Below are 15,832 nucleotides of genomic sequence, written 5' to 3'. Positions count from 1 at the left end.
GCCTCACAACACGTGTGACGCCCCCGGAATCTTCCGCAACGCCGCGGTCAGGCCCCAGCTCAGGACCACCGTGAGCACGAAGCCGATCGCGGCCTTCACGATCGCCGGTAATCCATAGTCGAACAGCGCGTACTGGATCCACAGCGCGATCGGGTAGTGCACCAGGAACATGCCATAGGCATCCGCCTGCATGCGGTCGAGCAGGTTCGGCCCCGGCGACTTCTCGTGCAGGAAGAAGGCGAGGATCGCGAGCAGGATCGAAGCCGAGAAAAGCACGAAGAACGTGCCGTAGATCGCCTGGTACCAGTGCGGTTGCGGGTCCGGATTCCCCAGGATTTCGCGCTTGACGTAGATCATGCCCCACATCAGGCAGTACGGGATCAGCGTCACGATCGCCCACAGCCAACGCTGTTTCGGCAACTGGCCGTCGGCGCTGAGGATGCCGCGATCGAAGTTCGCCGCACCGACGCTGACGCCGATGAAGAAATAGGCGAAGTAGAGCAGGATGCGGCTCTCCTGCACCGAGAACGGCCCGAACTCGAACCATCTGTTGGCGCCGAGATAGAGCAGTGCCGGCACGTAGACGATGACGCTCACGACGGCGAGCAGCAGCCAGAACACGGCCGGCTGGTCAAATCCGCGCAGCGAGATTCGGTTGACCGGATCGACCAGATGCGCCGAGACCCGGTAGAGCAGGCTCGCGGTGAGGTCGAACGCCAGCAGCACCCACACGAACCAGATCGGGCCGCTGGGCCACGGGCCAACGCTGATCGTCTTCCACCAGAACGCCGCGAAGCTCAGTTCGGGGTCCTGCCGCAGTGCGATCGCGTAATAGGCGAGCGGGATGACGGTGAGGGCGGCGATCGCGAACGGCAGTCCGAGCCGCAACAGGCGGTCGCGCAGGAAGACCGATGGCTCCTTGCGCGCGATGCCGGGCCAGGTGAACAGGCCCGACAGGAAGAAGAACATCGCCATGAAGAAGCTGTCGGTGGCGAGCACGACGATGTCGAAGCCGATCCAGGACGCCGGATCGGTGTGGCCGAAATAAGTATAGGGAATGACGGCGTGATGCAGCAGCACGACCAGCGTGAGGAAGGTGCGGGCGCGGTCGAGCGAGACGTTGCGCGCCCTGATCTTCGGCGCGGCGTGCGCCTCTGCGCCGATCGTCGCGGAATGTGACATCGTGATCATGGTTGCCCCGGCTTGCGCTTCCATCCCGGCCGGACTGTGCCGCCAGGAACTGGATTCAGCAAGTGTCGTTTGGGACGTCCCGCGGGGCCGGCAACCGCTAGGAACCAGTTCCCCGCAGGGAAGTTAGCGTTCGCCAAAAGGGCTTGAGGACCGCGAAAAGCGTACCAATTTGGAGCTGGCAATGACGATCCTGAAATGGGCGCTGATCTTCCTGCTGATCTCGATCGTGGCCGGCGTGCTCGGCTTCACCGGCGTCTCGGCCGCCTCCGCCGACATCGCCCGCTTCCTGTTCTACGTCTTCGTCGTGATCTTCCTGGTGCTGCTGATACTCGGGCTCACGATATTCAGGGCGTAGCGGCGGCCATGCCGGGCATGACGAACTCTCAGCGACTTACCCCACTTCCTCGATCTTCACCTTGTCCGGATAGAAGGCGAGGTGGCCGGAAATCTCGGTCATCGCGGGGAACGGCGTCTCGTAGGTCCAGATCGCATTGTCGAGCGTCTTGCCGTCGGCCTTGACGCTGTAATAGCTCGCGTCCCCCTTGTAGGGGCAGTGGGTGACGCGGCCGGTGCGCTCCAGCAGCGCCATGTTGGCGTCCTCGCGCGGCAGATATTGCACCGCCGGGTATCTGGCCTCCTTCAGCGTCAGCGCCTTGGCGCTCTCGGCAATCACGACATCACCCGCCGTGACGCGGACGCGCCGGGGATTCGGGGTGATGGTGATGGGGTGGTCGGGTCCTGGAAGCTTCATGATTCACGCCTTTTCGATCAATCTGCCGCGCGCGGCACTTTGTCGTGCCTTTATCCTGATCGGATCAGGGATATAGTGCCGGAAAGCGTGACGTAGAAGACCGTTCACGCTAAGTTTGGCCCTGCCGGCAAGTTTGGCTTTGCAGATCCGGACCCCGGCCGCGATTCGACGACGAGGCTGGTCTGCAGCCGAGACAAGGAGCAAGACCCGAATGCCCATGGACGCCCACGATATCGAGGCGATGATCAAGGCGGCGATCCCCGATGCCGAGGTGACCATCCGTGACCTCGCCGGCGACGGCGACCACTATGCCGCGACCGTGATCTCGGAATCCTTCCGCGGCAAATCCCGCGTCCAGCAACACCAGATCGTCTATCAGTCCCTGCGCGGCCAGATGGGCGGCGTGCTGCATGCGCTGGCGCTGCAGACAGGTGTACCGGGCACCTGATCCGGCGGACACCTCACTGATCGCGTGACGGGGGGCTGACGATGGCTGCGGACAATCCTCGCGGCGCCATGTTTCGCGTCATCGCGCCGAACCAGCACAGCCGCGTCACCAATGCCGAGCTGTTCTTCGATCTCGTCTTCGTCTTCGCAATCACGCAGGTCTCGCACACGCTGCTGCACCACTTCACGCCGCTCGGTGCGGTGCACGTCACGGTGCTGTTTCTCGCGGTGTGGTGGGTGTGGGTGTACACCGCCTGGGTCACCAACTGGCTCAATCCCGACCTGACGCCGGTCCGGATCCTGCTTTTCCTGATGATGCTGGGCGGCCTCGTGCTGTCGACGACGATCCCGACCGCCTTCGAGGGCCGGGGCCTGTGGTTTGCGATGTCCTACGCGACCATGCAGGTCGGACGCACCGCCTTCTGGCTGTTCGCAACCCCGTCCCACCGGATTCCGGTGCGTCACAATGCCATTCGCATCCTGACCTGGCTCTCGATCTCCGCGGTGTTGTGGATCGCGGGCGGCTTGTCCGAGGGGGAGACTCGGCTGTGGCTCTGGATCGCGGCGGTCACCTGGGAATATGTCTCGCCGGCGGTCCGCTTCTGGGTCCCCAGGCTGGGCTTCTCGTCGGTCGAGGCCTGGGCCGTCGAAGGCGGCCACGTGGCCGAACGCTGCTCTCTCTTCGTCATCATCGCGCTCGGCGAGGCCGTCGTCGTCAACGGCGCCACTTTCGCCGAGCTGGAGTGGACCGCGGACAACATCCTGGCCTTCGTCTCGGCGCTGGTCGGCAGCATCGCGATGTGGTGGGTCTATTTCCACAAGGGCGCCGAGGCGGGCTCCGAGCGTATCTCGAAGTCCGCCGAATCCGGCCGGCTGGCCCGGCTTGCCTACACCTATCTGCACATGCCGATCATCGCCGGCATCATCCTGACCGCGGTGTCGGACGAGCTGGTGCTGAAGCATCCAACCGGCCATTCCGATCTCAGGACCATCGTGAGCACGATCGGTGGTCCCTTGGTGTTCCTGGTCGGCACCATTTTGTTCAAGCACGCGATCCGCGGCTTCCTCCAGCTCTCGCACGGCATCGGCATCATCCTGCTGCTGGCGCTGTGGTGGTTCGCCGCCGACCTCTCGCCGCTCTGGCTGTCGGTCGCGACGAGCCTGATCATGATCTTGGTCGCGGTGTGGGAGTCGGTGTCGCTGGGGGCGACGCCGAAAGAGGCCGAGGAGCATTGAGCCGCGGGAGCGGCCTGATTGCACGCCTCGTCCTTCGAGGCGACCGCTGCGCGGTCTCCTTTTTCGATCAGGCTCTCAGGATGAGGCTAATCCGCGTCGCTGCCCGTTGAACTTGCTGCCGCGCACTCCTTCCTCATCCTGAGGAGCCCGCCTAAAGCGGGCGTCTCGAAGGATGCGCCGCAGGCAAAGCGCTCTCAGATGCGGTGGCGCGTTTACTCCGCAACCTCCAGCGCATGCACCGAAAACATCCTCGCCTCATCCGTCCAGCTCTCGCGCACCCGCCAGCCTGCGCCTTGCGCCAGGGTCGCAAAACGCTCGATGCTGTATTTATAGCTGTTCTCGGTGTGGATGCTCTCGCCGGGGCGGAACGAGAAGCTGGTGCCGAGCAGACGCACGGTCTGGCTCTTCTTGCTGATCAGGTGCATCTCGATGCGGTGCCGCTCACGGTTGTAGATCGCGCGATGGGTGAAGGCGGAGAGGTCGAAATTGCCGCCGAGCTCGCGGTTGATGCGCACCAGCACATTGAGGTTGAAGCGCGCGGTGACGCCGGCGGCATCGTTATAGGCATCGTGGAGCACGCGCTCCTCTTTCTCCAGGTCGGCGCCGATGATCATCTGCGCGCCCCGGCCCAGGATGGCGCGCGCGCTTTTCAGGAAGGCCTGCGCTTCGTGCGGCTCGAAATTACCGATGGTCGAGCCCGGGAAAAAGCCGACCTTGGGCATCGACGCGACCGCCTTGGGCAGCTCGAACGGCGTGGTGAAGTCCGCGGCGACCGGGTAGATGCCGAGCGAAGGGAAATCCCGCTTCAGGCCGTTCGCCTGCGCCTTCAGGAAGTCGCCGGAGATATCGACGGGGACATAGGCCGCGAACTTGCAGTGGTTGAGCAGCAGGCGCACCTTCGTGGTCGCGCCGGCGCCGAACTCGACCAGTGCCGCATGCTCCGGAATGATCTTCGCGATCTCGCTGCCGCGCTCCTTCAGGATCGCAAGCTCGGTGCGCGTCGGATAATATTCCGGCAGGCGCGTGATCGCCTCGAACAATTCCGATCCGGCCGCATCATAGAAATATTTCGGCGACAGCTTTTTCGGCTGCTGCGAAAGGTCCACGATGGCCTCGCGGGCAAAAGCGGTGGTCTGCTCGTCGGGAAGATGGGCTTCGGCCAAAGCGCTGGCGTGCACATTCATGATACTCTCCTGAACGCGCTGTCCGGCGCGCATTTGTCGTCGGATAAGACTTCTATTCGTAGTCGGCGAGCCGCAATCCCGTGAATTGCCAGCGGTGGTGCGGATAGAAGAAGTTGCGATAGGTGATACGGCTGTGCCCCTCCGGGGTTGCAAGCGAGGAGCCGCGCAGCACCAGCTGGTTGACCATGAACTTGCCGTTGTACTCGCCGAGCGCGCCTTCGATCGCGCGATAGCCGGGATAGGGTGAGTACGAAGATCGCGTCCACTGCCAGACGATGCCGAAGGCGTCGTTGAGCTGGCCGGCGCGGGCCGCGACCTCCCATTCCGTTTCGGTCGGCAGATGTTTTCCTGCCCAGCGCGCGAAGGCGTCGGCCTCGTAATAGCTGACGTGGCAGACCGGTGCGTCCGGATCGACCGGCTTGAGGCCGGCCAGCGTCATCACATGCCATTGGCCGTCGATCTCGCGCCAATGGCCCGGGGCCTGCCAGTCTTCCTTGCTGACCTCCGCAAAGCCGTCCATCAGCCAGAGCGTCGCGGTCCGGTACCCGCCATCGCGCATGAAGGCGAGCCATTCACCATTGGTGACGAGATTGCGCGCGACCTTGACGGGGCCGACGAGGGCGCGATGCGCGGGCTTCTCGTTGTCGAAATGGAAGCTGTCGTCGACATGGCCGACGGTGTGGATGCCCTCGTTCAGCGTCAGCCAATCCTCAGCCGTTCGTGTCGAGGCAGGGAAGCGCCAGTCCGGATCGTAGGTCGGATAGACCGGGTTCTGCGCGAAGGCATGCAGGATGTCGGTGAACATCAATTCCTGATGCTGCTGCTCGTGGTTGAGCCCCACCTCGACCAGCGGCGCGACGGCGCGAAGCTCGTCCTCGCGGGTCTCGCGGAAGAATTTTACGACCGCCGCATCGACATATCGGCGATACGCGCCGACCTCGCTCGCGCTCGGCCGGGTGATGTCGCCGCGATGGCCTCTCGCGTGGCGCGGGCCTGCGCTGACGTAATAGGAATTGAACAGGAAGGCGAAGTCGGGATGGAATGGCCGGTAGCCCGGGGAGTGCTCGCCGAGCAAAAACTGCTCCCAGAACCAGGTGGTATGAGCCCGGTGCCATTTCGTGGGGCTCGCGTCCGGCATCGACTGGATCTGCTGGTCCTCCGCTGACAGCGGCGCGGCCCGGCGCTCGGTCTCGTTGCGGACGGTGAGAAACGCGTCTTCCAGCCCCTGGGCGAGGCCGCCCAGATCGGCCGACGGTGACGAAAGCGGGGCAGGGGCCGAAGCGGAGGCTTGTTTCGTCACGTTTTTCTCCAGACAGGACAAGAGAACGTTGTTGGCGTTGCCCGGTTCCAAAACCTGGGTTCGTCCTAGATAGGGGCTCCGTTACGGTATGAAAGTCCTCCCCGGCGATGATATTCGTGTCATCATGCAATGGGGAGGGAGCTCCCCCGGACCGCCGCCCGGCGGCTGTTCGCTGCCATTTTACTTTGGATGCACAACGGTTTGGGCTACATATATAGGCAGGTATCGGGTTAGATCGGCTGAGCCGGCCCGAAGCAATTGGAGTGGGCTCGGCCCCAGAAGGACATGGATATGAGCATCGAGGAATTCATCGCCAACGAAGTGAAGTCGAACGACGTGGTACTGTTCATGAAGGGCACGCCGCAATTTCCGCAGTGCGGTTTCTCCGGCCAGGTCGTCCAGATCCTCGACCATATCGGCGTTGGCTATAAGGGCCTCAACGTTCTCGAATCCGCAGAACTGCGCAACGGCATCAAGGATTATTCCAACTGGCCGACCATCCCGCAGCTCTATGTGAAGGGCGAGTTCGTCGGCGGCTGCGACATCGTCCGCGAGATGTTCCAGGCCGGCGAGCTGCAGCAGCTCTTCTCCGAGAAGGGCGTCGCGGTCGCGGCCTGATACGTGACCCAGCTGACGCGCCGGATCGGCGGCGCGGAGCTCGAGGTCATCGTTGCTGACATCACCATGCTGAGCGTTGACGCCATCGTCAACGCCGCAAATTCGTCTCTCCTTGGAGGGGGTGGCGTCGATGGGGCGATCCACGACGCTGCCGGTCCCGAGCTTCTTGCCGAGTGCCAGACGCTCGGAGGATGCCCGACCGGTGATGCCAAGATCACGAAGGGCTACCTTCTGCCCGCGCGCCATGTGATCCACGCGGTCGGCCCCGTCTGGCACGGCGGTGGCCGCGGTGAGGCCGAGGCGCTGCGCTCCTGTTACCGTCGCGCGCTCGAGCTCTGCCAAATCAATCAGCTGAACTCGCTGGCGTTCTCCGCGATCTCGACCGGGGTGTATCGCTTTCCGGCCGACCAGGCCGCGGAGATCGCAGTTCATGCGACCATTCAAGCCCTGCCGGCTGCGCCGCTGGTCGGCCACGTCATATTTTGTTGCTTTTCGGAGACGAGCGCCGCTTTCCACACGGACGTTTTGGCGCGGTACGGCAGCCCTTGTGCCTGATGCTACGGTCAGTACACTCCGCCCGGCCATGTTCCGGGGAGGGGATATGATTTTGCGTTTTGGACTGCGTGCGCTGGTTTGCAGCGCGCTTCTATCGGTTGGCGCGACGTCGTTCGCGTGCGCTGAGGGGACTTACGAGATTCCCGCCGGCGCGCATTTCAATCAGGACAAGCTCGCCAAGGTCAGCGAGTTCTTCAAGAACGAGGTTGCCACCGGCAAGATCGCCGGCGCGACCGTGTTGATCAAGCAGCACGGCAAGCCGGTCTATCACGAAGCCTTCGGCGTGCAGGACGTGGTCAGCAAGGCGCCGATCACCGACAAGACGATTTTCCGCCTGTTCTCGATGAGCAAGGCGATCACGTCCGTTGTCGCGGTGCAGCTGATCGAGGACGGCAAGATCAAGCTCGACGATCCGGTCTCGAAATACATCCCGTCCTTCGCCAATGTGAAGGTCGGCGTCGAGAAGAAGGCCGACGACGGCACCAAGTCGCTCGAGCTGGTGCCGCCCGTGCGGCCAATGACGGTGCTCGATCTGATGCGCCATACCTCCGGCGTCACCTATGGCTTCTACGGCGACAGCCTGGTCCGCAAGGCCTATCGCGACGCCAACATCTATGCCGGCGATTTCGACCTCGCCGAGTTCGCAGAGCGCATCGCCAAGCTGCCGCTGCACAACCAGCCGGGCGCGCTCTGGCAATACGGCCATTCCACCGACATCCTCGCGCGTGTCATGGAGATCGCGGCGGGCAAGCCGCTCATCGAGATCGAGCGGGAGAAGCTGCTCGATCCGCTCGGCATGGTCGACACCGGATTCTTCGTCACCGACCCCGAGAAGCAGAAGCTCCTGGCGCAGCCGGTGCCGAACGACGCCGATTTCCGCGTCGGCCGGATCAACGATCCGACCGTCGTCAAGAAGATCCAGTTCGCCAGCGGCGGCATGGTCACGACCATGGCGGACTACGCGCGCTTTACGCAGATGCTGCTCAATGGCGGTAGCCTCGATGGCAAGACCATCCTCAAGCCCGAGTCATTCAAGCTGATGGCGACCGATCAGATCGGCCCCGGCTCCGGCGTCGATCGCGACTATTTCTACTTCCCCGGCGACGGCTTCGGCTTCGGCCTCGGCCTTGCGGTCCGTACCGACCCCGGCAACGCCAAGCCGCCGCCGCCCGGCGATCTCGGCGAGTTGAAGTGGGACGGCGCCTCCGGCTGCTATTTCGTGATCGACCCCAAGCAGGACATGTTCTTCGTGCTGCTGGAGCAGACCCCGTCCGAGCGGCAGCGGGTACAGCGGACACTGAAGCAGTTGGTCTATGAAGCCATGGAGAAGTGACATGTTCGGGCGCCGCGCGCTGATCGCGGCGCTCGTCGTTCTGGTCGGTGGCTTCGGTGCGAAGGCGGGTTCCGAGGGAGGCAGGGTCCACACTCTCTCGCCCGAGGGGCTGGCGAAGGTTTCCGACTACATCCGCAACGAGGTCGCCACCGGCAAGATCCCCGGCGCCATCCTGCTGCTCCAGCAGCACGGCAAGCCGGTCTATTACGAGAATTTCGGCGTCCGCGACGTCGCGACCGAGATCTCGATGAGTGCGGACACGATTTTCCGCCTCTATTCGATGTCGAAGCCGATCACCTCCGTGATGGCGATGATGCTGGTCGAGGAGGGCAAGCTCGCGCTCGACGATCCCGTCTCGAAATACATTCCGGCCTTTGCCGGCATGAAGGTCGGCGTCGAGAAGAAGGCCGAGGGCGGCAAGGTGGCGCTGGCGCTGGAGCCGCTCGATCGTCCGGTCACGATCAAGGACCTGCTGCGCCACACCTCGGGGCTGCCTTACGGCTTCTCCGGCGGTGGACCGGTGCGCGAGCTCTATGCTGCGGCCAACCTTTTCAACAGCGATCTTTCCAACGCCGACTTCATCGCGAAGCTCATCACGCTGCCGCTCGCCGAACAGCCGGGCACGGTGTGGGACTACGGCTTTTCCACCGACGTGCTCGGCCGCGTCGTCGAGGTGATCTCTGGAAAGACGTTGCTCCAGTTCGAGAGGGAGCGGGTGCTCGATCCGCTCGGCATGACCGAGACGGCGTTCTATGTCGCCGATCCGGCAAAATTTCCGCGCATTGCCGAGCCGATGCCGGACGATCGTCACATCAATGCAACAACGCAGGTTCGCGATATCAGGCGGCCCGCGACATGGGAGTCGGGCGGCGCCGGCATGGTCGGTACGGTCGGCGACTACGCCCGCTTCGCGCAGATGCTGCTCAATGGCGGGACCTACGAAGGCCGGCGCTATCTCAAGCCCGAGACCATTGCGCTGATGGCGTCGGATCATATCGGACCGGAGACGAAGGTCGCGCGCGACCAGAACTATTATCCGGGCGGGTCTTCCGGGTTCGGTCTCGGCTTCGCCGTGCGCACCTCGGTGCCGCCGGGAACGGACTGGCCCCTTGGTGAATATCGCTGGGACGGCGTCGGCGGCACGTTCTTCTTCATCGATCCCGAGGACGATCTGCTCGGAATCTTCATGGTGCAGACCCCGTCTCAGCGCGGCCGGATTCAACTGGCGCTGAAGACGCTGATCTATCAGGCGATGGGGCGGTGATATCGGGCTGCGGACTTACGCCCCGCGCACGATCTCGCGCACGTATCCGATCGTCTCCTCGATCTGGCTCGCATTGACGTCGAGATGGGTGCAGGCGCGGATGCGGCCGTCCATCATTGCGAGCGTCACGCCGCGCTGGCGCAGCGCGGCGACCATCTTGTCGCCGGGCACGCCGGCGCCATCAGGCTTGAAGAACACGAGGTTGGTCTCCGGCTCCTGCACCTCGATGCCTGCGATCTGCGACAGTCCGCGGGCGAGCGCGCGCGCATTGGCGTGGTCGTCGGCGAGCCGCTCGACGTGATGATCGAGCGCGTAGATGCAGGCGGCGGCGCAGATGCCGGCCTGCCGCATCGAGCCGCCGAGACGCTGCTTCCACTGCCAGACCGCTTCGATGAAGGCGCGCGAGCCTGCGAGCACGCCGCCGATCGGCGCGCCGAGGCCTTTGGAGAAGTCGATCCACGCCGAATCCCAGCCCGCCGTCATGTCGCGCGGAGAGATGCCGCTCGCCACGGTGGCGTTGAGCAGGCGCGCGCCGTCCATGTGGGTCACGAGCCCGTGCTGCCTGGCGATCGCGACGATCTCGTCGAGGGCGGCCTTCTTCCAGATCGTGCCACCGCCGATATTGGCGGTCTGCTCGACGCTGACTACGGTCTGCGGCGGCTGGTAGCGGGTGCGCGGATGCAGCGCCTTGCGCAAGGTCTCCGGCGTGAACTGGCCGTCGGGTCCCTTCAGCTGCGTGACCTGGAAGCCGCCAATCGCGGCATGCGCGCCGCCTTCGCGTGCGATGATGTGCGCGCTCTCATGGGCGAGGATCTCGTCGCCGGGGCGGCAATGCACCAGCGTCGCGGTGACGTTGCACATGGTGCCTGACGGCATGTAGACGGCGGCTTCCTTGCCCAGCAGCTCGGCAACGCGCTCGCACAGCGCGTTCACGGTCGGATCGTCGCCGACCTGCTCGTCGCCGACCTCCGCCCGCGCCATCGCCTCGCGCATCGCCGGCGTCGGCCTGGTCTGCGTGTCCGAGAGCAGATTGATGCGCACCGGCGGCGCCTTGGGATCGATCGGGGGAGGGGTGTAGAGCATCAGCTTGCTCCCTAAGGGAATGGCACTCACTCGCGGTCAGCGAGTTCTGGGTGGACGCCGGGCGGCGTGACGAAACCGCATAATAACGATTTCCGTCTCGGCCACACGATAGTCTATCAGATAGGGATATGGATTGACCGGCAAGCGACGGACGTATGCGCGAGTGGTCTGCCGCCCTGCATAGGGATGATCCTGGAGCAGCGCGATGAGAGCGGCAATGCGATCGCGCACGTGCCCCGCTCCCTGAGGAGAGCGCGCTTGGAGATAGGTCAGTATTTCGTCGATCTGGGCGAGCGCCCGCTTTGTGTAGCGGACATTCACCGCCCGTGCTTGGCCCACATCGCGCGAACTTCGTCGGCGCTGGCCAATTCGCCGCGGGCGATTTCAGCTTCGGCCTCGGCGAGGTCTGCCTCTTCCGCCGCCGTCAGCTTGATCGGAGGCTGATCGACCCCGGCAAGTTCAAGCAGGGTCCGCGCCAACTCGTCCTGCTCTGAATCAGGCAGGGCGGAAACCTTGCTAAAGGCCTCTTCCAGAAGACGCGTCATGATGAAGCTCCACCACGTGCGATCATAGCACAAGTGGATCGAGACATGGGAATGGCCGGTTCAAACAAAAAGGCCCCGGAAACCGGGGCCTTTGAGCGATTGATCTTGCCGATTATCAGCGCGAATAGAATTCGACGACCAGATGCGGCTCCATCTGCACCGGGAACGGCACGTCGGAGAGGTGGGGGATGCGCACGTATTTCGCGGTCATCTTGCCGTGGTCGACTTCGAGATAGTCGGGGGTGTCACGCTCGGGGAGCTGGCTGGCTTCGAGGACGTGGGCGAGCTGCTTGGAGGCTTCCTTGACCTCGACCACGTCGCCGATCTTGACCTGATAGCTCGAGATGTTGACCTTGCGGCCGTTGACCTTGACGTGGCCGTGGTTGATGAACTGGCGCGCGGCGAAGATCGTCGAGACGAACTTGGCGCGGTACACGACCGCGTCGAGACGGCGCTCGAGCAGGCCGATCAGGTTCTCGCCGGTGTCACCCTTGAGGCGGCTGGCCTCGACATAGATGCTGTGGAACTGGCGCTCGGAGATGTTGGCGTAGTAGCCCTTCAGCTTCTGCTTGGCGCGCAGCTGCACGCCGAAATCGGAGAGCTTGCCCTTGCGGCGCTGGCCGTGCTGGCCGGGGCCGTATTCGCGGCGGTTGACGGGGCTCTTCGGGCGGCCCCAGATGTTCTGGCCCATACGGCGGTCGAGCTTGTACTTGGCTTCACTGCGCTTAGTCATCGCGTCCTCTTCAGGTCCATGGTTTGAGGAAACGCGCCCTCCTGTGTGACGGGCGAGGCCCGGCACCGACAGGTCCGATCCCCAAAGCATAGGGGGCAGGACCACGGGTCGCGAAACGCTTCGCGGGCCGAAATCGGCCCGCGAGCAGGCGGCTTTTAGGGGAGTTTGGGGTTCGCTGTCAATGCGAATGGCCCCGGAATCACGTTCCGACGGCCCGGATCGGTTTCGGACCGGCGGAGCGCAATTCGGCAGCAATTTCAGCGTTCAGGACCTGTTCCAGCCGGGTCAGGACCCGCGCGATCGGGGCAGCGTCGGTGACCCGGTGATCCCAGCGGATCACGACATGGATGGTCTGGTCGGGCTCGACCACCCCGTAACTGACGATGAAGGGGCCCGGCGTGATGGGGTGGAGCTCGCCGCCGCCGTAGGCGGCCACCGAGCTCACCGCGAAGCTGCCGAACCAGTTGCCGCGCTGGCGGCCGAAATTCAGTCCGATCGCCCAGGACAGCCGCCGCAGCGGCAGCGGCAGGCGGGTCGCCCGCATGATCTTGCGGAACATGGGGACGTCGTCGATCGGGGCCGTCTTGGCGCGCCGGATCTCGGCGTCGACCGCGGCTAGCGCCATGGTTTCAGGGGCCGCGATTCGCTGCGGCATCACGCATTCCTCGCCGTCCTCGACCCGGGCGATGGCCACCAGCGCCACGCTCCTCGGCAGCTCGTAGAGCTGCGGCCAGGGCCATTTGGCGTAGACGGTGCGCAGGATCGGCTCGTCCCTGGCGACCAGGGCAAAGGCTTTGACGAACATCGCGGCCCAGCCGGCGGGTGTCATCGTGCCCGCGCGGGCCTCCAGCAGGGGGCGGATATGCAGCGATCGGGACAGCGACACGAACGGCACGTCCATCGAAGCCCGCATGAGGTCGCAAATCAGGCGGCGCGGCAGTGAAATGTGCTTGGGTTTCCCGCGCATCGTTGTTCCGGTTCCCGCGGATTAAAATATGTGCAGCGAGCAGGCCTCCTGCTCGCCGCCTGCTCTAGCACGAACTAACCCGGTTGGGCCCAGTCGGTTCGCCGACCCTAGCAGCGCGGTCGTTCCCGGCAAGGTGGCAATCGGCTTGCTTCAGCGCTTGATGCCCTCGAACGCCGCCATGATGCCGCGCTGGAACAGCGACCAGTCGAAGCCGAGGGCGATCGCACGGTAGCCGCGGTCGACCAAGGCGTTGGCCTGGTCCGCCGTGCGGGCGACGCCACCGATCGGCACGCCGCTTCTGAGGATGCCGGCCTCGGCCCGGGCGACCAGCTCCAGCAATTCCGGATCGTCCATCTGGCCGCGCTTGTTGATGGAGGTGGCGAGATCGCCGGGGCCGATCACGGCAACGTCGATGCCGGGCGTCGCCATGATCTCGTCGATGCGGTTGACCGCGTCGACATGCTCGATGGTGATCATGCAGATCATCTCGTCATCGGCGCTGGCCATGTAGTCCGGCATCGACTGGCCCCAGCGGAACGGCGCGTGGAAGGGACCCCAGAGCCGATCGCCGCGCGGCGGATAGCGCACGCTTCGCACCGCCTTCTCGGCCTCGTTGCGATTGGTGATCATCGGAAAGTTGATGCCGAAGGCGCCGATGTCCATTGGCGCCTTCGCAAGCCACGGCTCGTTCGCCGCGATCCGCACCAGCGGCGTGCAGGGTGTGCCTGTCGTCGCCGCGATCATCGCATGCGCCTCGGTCAGCCCGATCGGACCATGCTCGAGATCGACGATGATCCAGTCGAGCGAACGCGCCATGATCTGCACGGTCTGCACGCTCGGGATCGTCGCGATCGCGCCGAAGGCGGGACGGCCCTCGCGCCAGAGCTGGCGGAGGCGGTTGAGCGGCGTGGTCGGGACGGACATGAAAGAGCCTGCGGGGACAATGACGACGGCGAAGCCTAGCAGCCCGCCGTGACTCCGAAAAGTCAGGCCGGTATGCGGCCGCCGAAGAACGGCCTCAGGGTGGCGCTGAGGCCATGCGCACGGTTGGATGTGAAGATCATCTCGGCGCCTGACTGCGCGATGCCGCCGATGCGCACGCCGAGCAGATCCGAGACGCGGCGGGCGATCGCGGGCGCCGGATCGATCCAGTCGACCGGCCAGGGCGCGAGTTTTTTCAGCCGGTCGAGCAGCAGCGGATAATGCGTGCAGGCCAGCACCACGGTGTCGGTACGGGCGCCTGCTTCTTCGGCATCGCCGACGAAGCACGGGGCGATCTCGGCGAGGATGGCGTCGTCGCTGACGGAAGAGCCGCTGAGCTCGGCTTCAGCCAGCGCGGCCAACTCGGGCGAGCCGACCAGCGTCACCTCGCAGCCCAGTGCGAAATCGCGGATCAGCGCCTTGGTGTATTCGCGCTTCACGGTGCCCTTGGTGCCGAGCACCGATACCCGCCGGCTCCTCGACTGCGCGCAGGCCGGCTTGATCGCCGGTACCGTGCCGACGAAGGGCAGGGAATAAGCGGCGCGCAGATGCGATAGGACCAGGGTGGACGCAGTGTTGCAGGCGATGACGACGAGGTCAGGATCATGCGCGCCGATCAGTTCCCCCATCAGGGGGACCACGCGGGCGATGATCTCGTCCTCGCCGTGGTGGCCGTAGGGGAAGAAGGCGTCGTCCGCGACGTAGACGTAGTGCGCGTCCGGACGCGCGGCCACGACCTCACGCAGGACCGTGAGCCCGCCAAGGCCGGAATCGAACACCAGGATCGTCGGGGAATTGGTCACGTCGCTACCTTAAGGGAGCCATGGTTACCATTCGGTTTTTGGGCGGTTTTGCGGCGGGACCCGATTTGGAGCGATTCAATTTCACGATTGCCGCCTGTTCCCGTTATCAGCAGCCGTATTGCGGTGCGCACAGGGACAGGCCCGCAAAACTCCGGAGTGCCGACATGATCAGAAACACCAATGCTGGCTGGGGCAGCGTTTCCCGGTGGATGCACTGGATCCTGGCGCTGACCATCATCGGCATGATCGGCTTCGGCTGGTGGATGAACCACATCCCGGCGCGGCCCGACCGCTTCTTTTACCGCTCGATCCACGCCGATATCGGCTATGTGATCCTGCTGCTGACCGTGCTGCGCCTGGTCTGGCGCCTCATCAACCCGACGCCCGCCATGCCGGCCGATACCTCGCGCTGGCAGAAGGTTGCGGCCCATATCAGCCATGGCGCGCTCTATCTCGCCGTCATCGTCGTGACCCTGCTCGGCTGGGCGCATTCCGGCGCGCACGCGCCGGACTACTCGGACTTCTTCGGCCTGTTTCACGTACCGCAATTCACCTCTCCCGACCGTGCGGCGGCGGGCGCCTATGAGGACCGCCACATCCTCTTTGCCTATGTGCTGCTCGCCTTGATCGCGGTTCACGTGATCGCGGCCCTCTGGCATCACTTCATCCGCCGCGACCGCGTCGTGGCACGGATGGTGACAGACGAGGCGGCGTAGGGCGGCTCGCGTTTCAGTTCGATCCGTCATCCTTCGAAGACCGCTGAAGAAGCGGCCACTTCAGGGTGACGGAGAGGAATGACATTGCTTCTACATCGCAATGACGGGATATGATGCGGCGTCAC

The 15,832-nt window shown here is 64.4% G+C and carries 19 protein-coding genes; 8 read left to right on the top strand and 11 right to left on the bottom strand.

Annotation, left to right across the window (positions count from 1 at the left end):
• Positions 1–3 precede the first annotated feature (3 nt).
• Positions 4–1,191 carry an acyltransferase family protein gene (locus JQ572_RS23780; RefSeq protein WP_211385239.1) on the bottom strand — a complete coding sequence of 396 codons (1,188 nt, stop codon included), beginning with the start codon at positions 1,189–1,191 and terminating at the stop codon, positions 4–6.
• Between the two features lie 181 nt (positions 1,192–1,372).
• Between JQ572_RS23780 and JQ572_RS23775 the strand changes: the two genes are divergently transcribed.
• Positions 1,373–1,546, top strand: a complete 174-nt coding sequence (locus JQ572_RS23775) for a DUF1328 domain-containing protein (protein WP_008564193.1) — start codon at positions 1,373–1,375, stop codon at positions 1,544–1,546.
• A 36-nt stretch (positions 1,547–1,582) separates the two neighbouring features.
• On the opposite strand, the gene JQ572_RS23770 is transcribed toward JQ572_RS23775, so the two are convergent.
• The gene (locus JQ572_RS23770) at positions 1,583–1,942 is read right to left on the bottom strand and encodes a DUF427 domain-containing protein (protein WP_211385238.1); all 360 of its coding nucleotides are present in this window, start codon (positions 1,940–1,942) and stop codon (positions 1,583–1,585) included.
• Between the two features lie 211 nt (positions 1,943–2,153).
• Here JQ572_RS23770 and JQ572_RS23765 point away from each other — a divergent pair, with 211 nt between their 5' ends.
• Together JQ572_RS23765 and JQ572_RS23760 are read left to right on the top strand one after the other, a co-directional pair.
• Positions 2,154–2,390, top strand: coding sequence for a BolA family protein (locus JQ572_RS23765; protein ID WP_011088461.1), 237 nt, complete (start codon positions 2,154–2,156; stop codon positions 2,388–2,390).
• Between the two features lie 41 nt (positions 2,391–2,431).
• The gene (locus tag JQ572_RS23760) at positions 2,432–3,625 is read left to right on the top strand and encodes a low temperature requirement protein A (protein ID WP_211385237.1); all 1,194 of its coding nucleotides are present in this window, start codon (positions 2,432–2,434) and stop codon (positions 3,623–3,625) included.
• Between the two features lie 212 nt (positions 3,626–3,837).
• Here the strand turns inward: JQ572_RS23760 and egtD are convergent, their stop codons facing one another.
• Both egtD and egtB read right to left on the bottom strand, forming a co-directional pair.
• The gene (gene egtD, locus JQ572_RS23755) at positions 3,838–4,809 is read right to left on the bottom strand and encodes an L-histidine N(alpha)-methyltransferase (RefSeq protein WP_211385236.1); all 972 of its coding nucleotides are present in this window, start codon (positions 4,807–4,809) and stop codon (positions 3,838–3,840) included.
• Between the two features lie 52 nt (positions 4,810–4,861).
• On the bottom strand, positions 4,862–6,160 hold the full coding sequence (egtB, locus tag JQ572_RS23750; RefSeq protein ID WP_211385235.1) for an ergothioneine biosynthesis protein EgtB: 1,299 nt from the start codon (positions 6,158–6,160) through the stop codon (positions 4,862–4,864).
• A 240-nt stretch (positions 6,161–6,400) separates the two neighbouring features.
• Between egtB and grxD the strand changes: the two genes are divergently transcribed.
• From grxD to JQ572_RS23730, 4 genes are read left to right on the top strand one after another with little or no spacing between them, the layout of a single operon-like run.
• Positions 6,401–6,727, top strand: a complete 327-nt coding sequence (gene grxD / locus JQ572_RS23745; RefSeq protein WP_007602294.1) for a Grx4 family monothiol glutaredoxin — start codon at positions 6,401–6,403, stop codon at positions 6,725–6,727.
• Positions 6,728–6,730: 3 nt separating this feature from the next.
• A complete protein-coding gene (locus JQ572_RS23740) occupies positions 6,731–7,282 on the top strand; it encodes an O-acetyl-ADP-ribose deacetylase (RefSeq protein WP_211385234.1) in 552 nt (183 codons plus the stop codon).
• Positions 7,283–7,328: 46 nt separating this feature from the next.
• A complete protein-coding gene (locus tag JQ572_RS23735; RefSeq protein ID WP_211385233.1) occupies positions 7,329–8,615 on the top strand; it encodes a serine hydrolase domain-containing protein in 1,287 nt (428 codons plus the stop codon).
• Position 8,616: 1 nt separating this feature from the next.
• Positions 8,617–9,879, top strand: a complete 1,263-nt coding sequence (locus tag JQ572_RS23730) for a serine hydrolase domain-containing protein (RefSeq protein WP_211385232.1) — start codon at positions 8,617–8,619, stop codon at positions 9,877–9,879.
• Between the two features lie 15 nt (positions 9,880–9,894).
• On the opposite strand, the gene JQ572_RS23725 is transcribed toward JQ572_RS23730, so the two are convergent.
• The 7 genes from JQ572_RS23725 to murI all read right to left on the bottom strand — a co-directional run bounded on the left by JQ572_RS23725 (position 9,895) and on the right by murI (position 14,991).
• Entirely contained in the window at positions 9,895–10,962 is a 1,068-nt protein-coding gene (locus JQ572_RS23725; RefSeq protein WP_211385231.1) for a threonine aldolase family protein, read from the bottom strand.
• Between the two features lie 36 nt (positions 10,963–10,998).
• Positions 10,999–11,283 (bottom strand): type II toxin-antitoxin system RelE/ParE family toxin, encoded by a 285-nt coding sequence (locus tag JQ572_RS23720; protein ID WP_315986400.1) that lies wholly within the window; start codon positions 11,281–11,283, stop codon positions 10,999–11,001.
• Complete coding sequence (locus JQ572_RS23715; RefSeq protein ID WP_211385229.1) at positions 11,280–11,507, bottom strand: hypothetical protein; 228 nt, start codon at positions 11,505–11,507, stop codon at positions 11,280–11,282. The genes JQ572_RS23720 and JQ572_RS23715 overlap by 4 nt, the downstream gene beginning before the upstream one ends.
• A gap of 115 nt (positions 11,508–11,622) precedes the next feature.
• Complete coding sequence (rpsD, locus tag JQ572_RS23710; protein ID WP_129268552.1) at positions 11,623–12,240, bottom strand: 30S ribosomal protein S4; 618 nt, start codon at positions 12,238–12,240, stop codon at positions 11,623–11,625.
• A 199-nt stretch (positions 12,241–12,439) separates the two neighbouring features.
• On the bottom strand, positions 12,440–13,207 hold the full coding sequence (locus JQ572_RS23705; protein ID WP_211385228.1) for an acyltransferase: 768 nt from the start codon (positions 13,205–13,207) through the stop codon (positions 12,440–12,442).
• Between the two features lie 150 nt (positions 13,208–13,357).
• Positions 13,358–14,131: an HpcH/HpaI aldolase family protein gene (locus JQ572_RS23700; RefSeq protein WP_211385227.1), complete on the bottom strand. Its 774-nt coding sequence runs from the start codon at positions 14,129–14,131 to the stop codon at positions 13,358–13,360.
• 62 nt (positions 14,132–14,193) lie between these two features.
• Positions 14,194–14,991, bottom strand: a complete 798-nt coding sequence (murI, locus tag JQ572_RS23695) for a glutamate racemase (protein ID WP_211385226.1) — start codon at positions 14,989–14,991, stop codon at positions 14,194–14,196.
• A gap of 164 nt (positions 14,992–15,155) precedes the next feature.
• On the opposite strand from murI, the gene JQ572_RS23690 reads away from it, so the two are divergent.
• On the top strand, positions 15,156–15,707 hold the full coding sequence (locus JQ572_RS23690) for a cytochrome b (protein ID WP_211385225.1): 552 nt from the start codon (positions 15,156–15,158) through the stop codon (positions 15,705–15,707).
• Positions 15,708–15,832 lie beyond the last annotated feature (125 nt).

The organism is Bradyrhizobium sp. SZCCT0153, from assembly GCF_018129995.1.
GTDB classification, from domain to species: domain Bacteria; phylum Pseudomonadota; class Alphaproteobacteria; order Rhizobiales; family Xanthobacteraceae; genus Bradyrhizobium; species Bradyrhizobium japonicum_G.
Note: the sequence above shows the minus strand (reverse complement) of the source record. Positions and strands in the feature narration are given on the sequence as shown.

Bases quoted from the DNA above. Each gene is read 5' to 3' on its own strand.
- JQ572_RS23725 (WP_211385231.1), bottom strand. From the start codon at position 10,962: ATGCTCTACACCCCTCCCCCGATCGATCCCAAGGCGCCGCCGGTGCGC.
- JQ572_RS23690 (WP_211385225.1), top strand. From the start codon at position 15,156: ATGATCAGAAACACCAATGCTGGCTGGGGCAGCGTTTCCCGGTGGATG.
- JQ572_RS23730 (WP_211385232.1), top strand. From the start codon at position 8,617: ATGTTCGGGCGCCGCGCGCTGATCGCGGCGCTCGTCGTTCTGGTCGGT.
- egtD (WP_211385236.1), bottom strand. From the start codon at position 4,809: ATGAATGTGCACGCCAGCGCTTTGGCCGAAGCCCATCTTCCCGACGAG.
- rpsD (WP_129268552.1), bottom strand. From the start codon at position 12,240: ATGACTAAGCGCAGTGAAGCCAAGTACAAGCTCGACCGCCGTATGGGC.
- grxD (WP_007602294.1), top strand. From the start codon at position 6,401: ATGAGCATCGAGGAATTCATCGCCAACGAAGTGAAGTCGAACGACGTG.
- JQ572_RS23765 (WP_011088461.1), top strand. From the start codon at position 2,154: ATGCCCATGGACGCCCACGATATCGAGGCGATGATCAAGGCGGCGATC.
- JQ572_RS23775 (WP_008564193.1), top strand. From the start codon at position 1,373: ATGACGATCCTGAAATGGGCGCTGATCTTCCTGCTGATCTCGATCGTG.
- JQ572_RS23715 (WP_211385229.1), bottom strand. From the start codon at position 11,507: ATGACGCGTCTTCTGGAAGAGGCCTTTAGCAAGGTTTCCGCCCTGCCT.
- JQ572_RS23700 (WP_211385227.1), bottom strand. From the start codon at position 14,131: ATGTCCGTCCCGACCACGCCGCTCAACCGCCTCCGCCAGCTCTGGCGC.
- JQ572_RS23780 (WP_211385239.1), bottom strand. From the start codon at position 1,191: ATGATCACGATGTCACATTCCGCGACGATCGGCGCAGAGGCGCACGCC.
- JQ572_RS23770 (WP_211385238.1), bottom strand. From the start codon at position 1,942: ATGAAGCTTCCAGGACCCGACCACCCCATCACCATCACCCCGAATCCC.
- JQ572_RS23705 (WP_211385228.1), bottom strand. From the start codon at position 13,207: ATGCGCGGGAAACCCAAGCACATTTCACTGCCGCGCCGCCTGATTTGC.
- JQ572_RS23735 (WP_211385233.1), top strand. From the start codon at position 7,329: ATGATTTTGCGTTTTGGACTGCGTGCGCTGGTTTGCAGCGCGCTTCTA.
- JQ572_RS23760 (WP_211385237.1), top strand. From the start codon at position 2,432: ATGGCTGCGGACAATCCTCGCGGCGCCATGTTTCGCGTCATCGCGCCG.